This window comes from Kocuria himachalensis, from assembly GCF_054784195.1.
Genome location: NZ_BAAGPL010000006.1, coordinates 106251 through 112917, shown reverse-complemented (window position 1 = coordinate 112917; position 6667 = coordinate 106251). Strand labels below are relative to the sequence as shown.

The window sequence follows — 6667 nt, the reverse complement described above, 5'->3', positions numbered from 1 at the left end:
TGAGGTCGTCTCCCTGCCCGGGGTGGCGGGCCACAGCCCCCTCCACGATGTCCTCGCCGGAGCCGGCGTCGGTCGTGAAATCCTCCCCCTGCTCCTCCGCCGGCGTGTGAACAGCATGCAGCGCCTCGACGCCCGCCTTGGTGAGGACGAAGCAGTCCGGGGCGCCGCGCTCGGCCTGATACACGGCGACCAGCCCGAGCGCGAACGCCTCCCACAGCTGTTCCGCGATGTCAGAGGCGAGGTCAGCGCGCAGTTCCGGTGTGCTGGCCGGGAAATGGTGCGCGGCGATGTCTTGGGCGGACAGGGGACCGCGCTGTGACAACAGCTGCAGGAAGGCCCAGAGGAATGGGCTGGTCGAGGGTGCCATGCGGATTACTCCTGCTCATGCCGCCGGATGCCATGCGGCTCGGCGTGGACCGGGTCGGAGCACTCCCGTCCGGTGACATGCTCCGGCGCGGTGGACTGCTCCGCGGGAACGCGGAATCAGACGAACCTCGGACAGCGCATGGAACGATCCTTCGAGCGTGGCTTGTCGCCTCTTGCAACAGACGTGGACCCTGCCACGCTAGGACTTTTTCGAGGCCGCACTGACTTCGCCGACACCGGGCGACACACTTGTCAAACTGTGACGGCACCCCTGGTGTTGGTGTCGTGGACGTCCTACTGCCGTCGTTTCGTGCTCGACCCGACACCGCGACACCTCAAGCAGCACGGACCCGGCGCGCCCCTGGGGGCGCACCGGCTCCGCGGGTGGTTCGTGTCGTGGGGCGCTCGCCGGTCAGGCGTCGACGGGCTGGATCTCCTGCTGCCGGTTCTGCTCGGCGGCCCGGACCTGCAGCTCGCGGCGGACAGCCCACACGACCAGGGCGATCCAGAGGACGAAGAGCGTGCCCAGGAGCGCCGTTGCGCCCGACCCGACGAGGTCCTGTCCGGTGTCGGTGTTGATGAGGGTGCGGGAGTTGGTCCAGATGATCAGCCCGCTGGCGGCCACGGCCAGCGGCACGAGCAGGCGCTTGCGCAGGGTGCCCTGGAAGACCGGCTGGGACGTGGGCAGGCGCAGGAACCGGTACAGGACGTAGACGCCCAGTCCCAGCAGGATGGTGGAGACGACCGGCTTGGCGGCGGCCCCGTCGAGGTTCACCAGGACGTGGGCGCCGAGGAACGCGGCGATCCCGCCGGGGACCGCCATGATCCCGACCACCCGCCAGTCGACGTTGCCGAACTTCCAGTGCGCGGCCCCCGAGACGAGAGTGGTGCCGACCTCCGACAGGTGCACGATGGCGGAGGCCGAGGCCGGGGCGATGCCGGCCAGGGGGTCCCTGGCGACGGGTCCGATGCCGGGCGGGGACCGGGGGTGCGACGACGGGGCTCATCGGGCGGGGGCGGTCAGTCGGCACCGCGGGAGCGTGAGCGCGATGCGGACTGCTGGGGCGTCCGTGGCGGCACCCGTCCCCCGGACGCGGCGCCCGGGGAGCGAGGAGGCACCGGCGCGGTGCGCCGGCATCCGGGGCCCGGCCGGCCGGTCACCGGCCGACAGGGGGGGGGCAGGAGGTGCGGTGGCCCTGGGCGTCCGGCCCGTCACCGCCCCGCCGTGACAGTGCTCCCGGTGGCGGCGACCACCGAGAACGGGGCGCTCCGGGCTGGAGCCGGTACGGGAGGTACGGGCATGATGAAGGGCCGTCCGGCCGGTCGTCCCCGGTGGGGTCGGCGGACCACCGCTCACGCGGTGGCGTCGAATCCGGCCCCGAGAAGCCCCCGACATGCGGGGACACGCCCCGGACTTCCGGCGACGCAGATGTCGACTGTTACGAAGACCTTGGAGGCGCTGTTCCTGGGCCGTACGGTCAAGCCATGTTCGTCCACTCGATGCGTTGTCTCAGCTCGTCGCGGATGTCCTGACGGCCCCGCCGCAGGGCATCGCCACCGCAGCTCCCTCTTCTTCCTCCCCGTCCCGGCTCCGCCGCTCCCTGGCCGCACCGTGCTGACCCGGGTCCCTTCGGCGTACCCGAAAACACTTCCACCGTGACCCAAGAGGGGCAGGCCAGGAGGACGGCCCTGCCCGTGGACAGCGAGGAGGCGATGAACGCCTCGATCCTCGACGCCGTCCACGACCGCCTCCACCGTCCCGTCCTCACCGGAAGGACCACCCCATGACCTCGACCCCACCACCTCACGACCGCCCCGCCACCGCCCAGGGCGCTCCCGCCGCCACGACCGCTGCGGGCCGGGCGCACGACCTGATCCCGTTGGGCGAGGCCACCAAAGCGTGGTTCAAGATCTCCCTGCAGACCTTCGGCGGCCCGGCCGGGCAGATCGCGGTCATGCAGCGGTCCATGGTCGACGAGCACCGCTGGATCGGGGAACGCCGTTTCCTCCACGCCCTGTCCTACTGCACCCTGCTGCCCGGCCCCGAGGCCCAGCAGCTGGCGATCTACATCGGCTGGCTGCTCAACGGCACCCGCGGAGGCCTCATCGCCGGCACCCTGTTCGTCCTTCCCGGGGTGGTGGCACTCCTGGTCCTGTCGGGCATCTACGTCGCCTTCGGGGAGACGGCCGTCGTCGTCGCGCTGTTCGCGGGCCTCGCCCCGGCGGTGCTGGCCGTCGTCGCCCAGGCTCTGCTCAAGGTCGCCGGACGGGCCCTGCACCACCGGGCGCTGGTGGCCATCGCGGTGGCCTCCTTCCTGGCGCTGGCCGTGTTCGCAGTGCCCTTCCCGGCGGTGGTCGCCGCCGCGGCGGCCACCGGCTGGGTCATCGGCCGGGTGCGTCCGGCCGTCATGGCCGCCCCGGCCAAGAAGACCACCGTCGACGGCCCGGAGCCGGTGATCTCCGACGACGCCCTCCAGCACGCCACCCCCTCCTGGAGACGTGCCGCTGTGATCCTGGGGACCGGCATCCCGCTGTGGCTGGGACCGGTCGCAGCAGCGGCCCTGCTGACCGGATCGGACAGCGTGTTCACCCAGCAGGGTCTGTTCTTCTCCGGCACCGCCCTGGTGACCTTCGGCGGGGCCTACGCGGTGCTGGCCTACGTCGCCCAGCAGGCCGTGACCACCTACGGGTGGCTCGCCCCGGGGGAGATGGCCCGAGGGCTGGCCCTGGCCGAGACCACCCCGGGCCCGTTGATCATGGTCGTGCAGTTCGTCGCCTTCCTCGGGGCCTTCCGCGACCCCGGGACCCTGGACCCCTGGGTCGCGGCCGTGGTCGCCTCCCTGCTGACCACCTGGGTCACGTTCGTGCCCTGCTTCCTGTTCATCCTCCTCGGCGCCCCCTACGTCGAGAGCCTGCGCGGCAACACGTCCCTCTCAGCGGCCCTGACCGGGATCACCGCCGCCGTGGTGGGGGTGATCGCCAACCTGGCCGTCTACTTCGCCGCCCACACCCTCTTCGCCACGACCACGTCCCTGGACCGGGGCCCGATCCACCTGGACGCCCCCGTACTGACCAGCCTGCAACCGGAGGCCGTGCTGATCGCCGCCGCCGCGATGGTCATGGTCTTCAAGCTCAAGTGGAGCGTGCTGCGCACCCTCGGGGTGTGCGCAGCCGCCGGTCTTGTCATCGGGCTGTTCGGGATCCTCGGCTGAGGGCCAACAGGCTTTCCCCGGCCGGCGTCATGCGCCCTGCTTGCCCCAGGGATTCATCGGCGTCAACCCATCGGTGCCGGGGCAGGCGTCGGGGCCGTCTCGTCGACGGCAGGCGAAGCGGCGGGCTGGGATCGGACCGACCAGCGCCGTCGGGGCCCGGAGAAGGTGCTGGTGACGCGGTCGAGGTAGACCGCCAGGATCACGACGGCGAGACCGCCCTCGATCCCGGCTCCGATGTCCAGCTGGGTCACAGCACTGGTCACGACAGCTCCCAGACCTCCTGCACCGGCCAGGCCGGCGACGACCACCATCGACAGGGCCAGCATGATGACCTGGTTGACGCCGGCCATGATGGTGGGCAGGGCCAGCGGCAGCTGGACGTCACGCAGCAGCTGGCCGGGGCGTGCACCGAAGGACAGCGCCGCTTCGACGACCTCGGCGTCCACCTGGCGGATGCCGAGCTCGGTCAGGCGCACGGCGGGGGCCAGCGCGAACACGGCGGTGGCGACCACTCCGGGAACCACTCCGATGCCGAAGAAGAACACGGCAGGAATGAGGTACACGAAGGGAGGCGTGGTCTGCATGAGGTCCAGCACCGGCCGGACGGCTGCACTGAATCCGCGACGCCGGGCCGCCAGGATGCCCAGCGGCACCCCGGTGGCCACCGCCACCACGGTCGCCACCAGGACGACGGCCAGCGACTGCATGGTCTGTTCCCACAAGCCCATCGCGGCGACCAGGCCGAAGGCCAGAACCGTGAACACCCCGATTCCCCACCGCCTCAGGAGGACCGGGACGGCTGCCAGCACCAGGATCAGCGCGAGGGGACCGGGCAGGCTGAGCGCCGAGGTGATCGCCCCGACGACGGTCTCGAGCGCCGCGCCGATGCCGTCGAAGACGCCGCCGAGGTGAAGCAGCAACCAGTCCACGGTGTCGGCGGCCGGGTCGGCCAGATCGATGTCCGGAATCACGCGGCCACCTCTGTCGCCCGGTCGACGGCCACCAGGACCGAACGGCTCGAGACGTAGCCCAGTACCTGGCCGGCTTCTATCACAGGAACCCCTCCGTCATCAGCCGGCAGCCGTCCTGCGATCTCGGCGAGGGTCTCTGCCGGCCCGACCCCCGCACGAGCGTGCACGTCCGCACCGGGCGGGGCCGGGCGCATGACGTCGCGGGCGGTGAGGATCTTCGTGCGGTCGACCTCTCCGATGAACCGGCGCACGTAGTCATCGGCCGGTCGGCCGAGGATCTCGGCGGCGGCTCCGGTCTGGGCGACCCGCCCCCGGTTCAGGATCGTGATGCGGTCGCCCAGACGCATCGCCTCGTTCAGGTCGTGGGTGACGAAGACGACGGTCTGGCCGAGCTCGTCGCGCAGCCGCAGCAGCAGGTCCTGCATCTCGCGGCGGATCAGCGGATCGAGCGCGGAGAACGGCTCATCCATCAGCAGGACGTCCGCATCGGTGCTCAGCGCCCGGGCCAGCCCGACCCGCTGCTTCATCCCGCCGGAGAGTTCCGCCGGGCGGGCGTCGCCCCAGTCACCCAGCCCGACGACGCGCAATGACTCGTCGGCGCGGGCCAGCGCCTGCGGCCGCGCCGTTCCGCGCAGCAACAACCCGTAGGCGGCGTTCTCGCGCACGGTGCGGTGGGGAAACAGGGCGAACTGCTGGAAGACCATGCTGATCCGCCGGTTGCGCACCTCGCGAAGTTCTCGGACGGAGAGCCTCGACAGGTCGCGTCCGTCCAGCTCGATGGTGCCGGTCGTGGGCTCGACGAGCCGGTTCAGCATCCGCAGCACGGTCGACTTGCCGGAGCCGGACAGTCCCATCAGGACGTAGAGGTCTCCGCGGTGGACGGTCAGGTCCACCCCTTCGACGGCGGTGGTGCGCTGCGTCCCGGAGCCGTACACCTTGGACAGTCCGCGCGCTGAGACCAGCACCTGTCGCGAGTGGTCCGTGCCGGTCAGCCCAGCCACGACTCGACCTCGTCCTGATGCCCGTCGACCCACTGCCTGGCCAGGTCGGCCGGCTCGGCGCCGGTGTCCTCGGACTCCTTCAGGATCGCCTCGATCTCCTCCAGCGGGATCTGGAACCTCCCCAGCGCCTCGTGGAACGCCGGAGCCTGTTCCGCCACGTCCTGGTGCGCGGCCGTCCACACGTCCTGGGCCGGGATCGCGCACGCCTTCTTCTCCCCGGTGAAGCAGTCCTCCTCGTAGGGGTTGGGTTCCTCCAGCTGGACGAGGTCGTACTGCTCGAACAGCCAGTGCGGGCGGTAGGCGAAGACCAGGACGGGTTCCTGGCGGTGGTAGGCACGCTTGAGCTGGGCGATCGATGCGGCCTCGCTCGAGGGCCGGTGCTCGATGTCGAGCCCGAAGCCCTCGAGGCGCTGGGCGTTCTGATCCGTGGTGACCCACCCGGGGTCACCGTCGTAGAGTGCGCCGCCGACCTCCTCGGCGTACTCGTCGAGCTGATCCACGCTCTTCAGGCCTTCCGCCGCCCCACCGGGTTCGACGAGGTAGCGCGGAACGAACCAGCCCTGGGCGGCATCCCCGTAGGTCCGGCTCACCAGCTCGGTGCTCTGGTCGGTCTCGTCGGCGAACTTCTGCTGGTTGGGCAGGTTGACCTCGGTGAGCAGGTCGATGTCACCCCGGCCCAGACCCACCCAGCCGGTCGCGGGGTCGACGTTGACGGTCTCGATCGAGGACACCCCGAGTTCCGGGTGGTCCTCCACGACCGCGGCCAGGATCTCGGTCTCCACCGCCGCCGCGGTCCAGGAGAACTGTCCCGCCGTGAGCTCCACTCCGGTCGGGGCCGGCCCGGAGTCCCCGGAGGACTCCGGGTCGGCGGGAGCTCCGGTGGCGGAGCAGCCGGAAACGAGCAGGGCAGCGGCGGCCGCGAGGGCCCCGGCGCCGCGGAGGCGGAGAGGGCGAGCAGTCATGGGAGTTCCTTCGATCGATACCTGGTGGGCCGCGCCGCTCATGCTGCGCCACGACCGACCCGTGGTGGGGGACTCCGTGTCGCCGGAGGCCATGGGCGTCACCTGAGTCCACCCGCTTCCCGCACCCGGAGTCCATTCCCGGGACACCGGAGGAC

The 6667-nt window shown here is 71.2% G+C and carries 7 protein-coding genes; 2 read left to right on the top strand and 5 right to left on the bottom strand.

What is annotated here, in order from left to right; all coding sequences use genetic code 11:
* Both ACYVM4_RS04960 and ACYVM4_RS04955 read right to left on the bottom strand, forming a co-directional pair.
* Window positions 1-367 (bottom strand): hypothetical protein (locus ACYVM4_RS04960; RefSeq protein ID WP_460667819.1); only part of this gene is annotated, 367 nt, incomplete at its 3' end.
* A gap of 411 nt (window positions 368-778) precedes the next feature.
* Entirely contained in the window at window positions 779-1303 is a 525-nt protein-coding gene (locus tag ACYVM4_RS04955) for a sulfite exporter TauE/SafE family protein (RefSeq protein ID WP_460667832.1), read from the bottom strand.
* Window positions 1304-2022: 719 nt separating this feature from the next.
* On the opposite strand from ACYVM4_RS04955, the gene ACYVM4_RS04950 reads away from it, so the two are divergent.
* Entirely contained in the window at window positions 2023-2154 is a 132-nt protein-coding gene (locus ACYVM4_RS04950) for a hypothetical protein (RefSeq protein WP_460667818.1), read from the top strand.
* Entirely contained in the window at window positions 2151-3578 is a 1428-nt protein-coding gene (chrA, locus tag ACYVM4_RS04945) for a chromate efflux transporter (protein WP_460667817.1), read from the top strand. The genes ACYVM4_RS04950 and chrA overlap by 4 nt, the downstream gene beginning before the upstream one ends.
* 62 nt (window positions 3579-3640) lie before the next feature.
* Here the strand turns inward: chrA and ACYVM4_RS04940 are convergent, their stop codons facing one another.
* The 3 genes from ACYVM4_RS04940 to ACYVM4_RS04930 are packed head-to-tail and all read right to left on the bottom strand — an operon-like array spanning window position 3641 to window position 6512.
* Window positions 3641-4549 carry an ABC transporter permease gene (locus tag ACYVM4_RS04940; RefSeq protein ID WP_368823351.1) on the bottom strand — a complete coding sequence of 303 codons (909 nt, stop codon included), beginning with the start codon at window positions 4547-4549 and terminating at the stop codon, window positions 3641-3643.
* Window positions 4546-5550, bottom strand: coding sequence for a betaine/proline/choline family ABC transporter ATP-binding protein (locus ACYVM4_RS04935; protein WP_460667816.1), 1005 nt, complete (start codon window positions 5548-5550; stop codon window positions 4546-4548). The genes ACYVM4_RS04940 and ACYVM4_RS04935 overlap by 4 nt, the downstream gene beginning before the upstream one ends.
* Window positions 5538-6512, bottom strand: coding sequence for a glycine betaine ABC transporter substrate-binding protein (locus tag ACYVM4_RS04930; RefSeq protein ID WP_460667815.1), 975 nt, complete (start codon window positions 6510-6512; stop codon window positions 5538-5540). Before ACYVM4_RS04930 ends, ACYVM4_RS04935 begins: the two co-directional genes overlap by 13 nt.
* Between the last annotated feature and the right edge of the window lie 155 nt (window positions 6513-6667).

Bases quoted from the DNA above. Each gene is read 5' to 3' on its own strand.
- chrA (WP_460667817.1), top strand. From the start codon at position 2,151: ATGACCTCGACCCCACCACCTCACGACCGCCCCGCCACCGCCCAGGGC.
- ACYVM4_RS04930 (WP_460667815.1), bottom strand. From the start codon at position 6,512: ATGACTGCTCGCCCTCTCCGCCTCCGCGGCGCCGGGGCCCTCGCGGCC.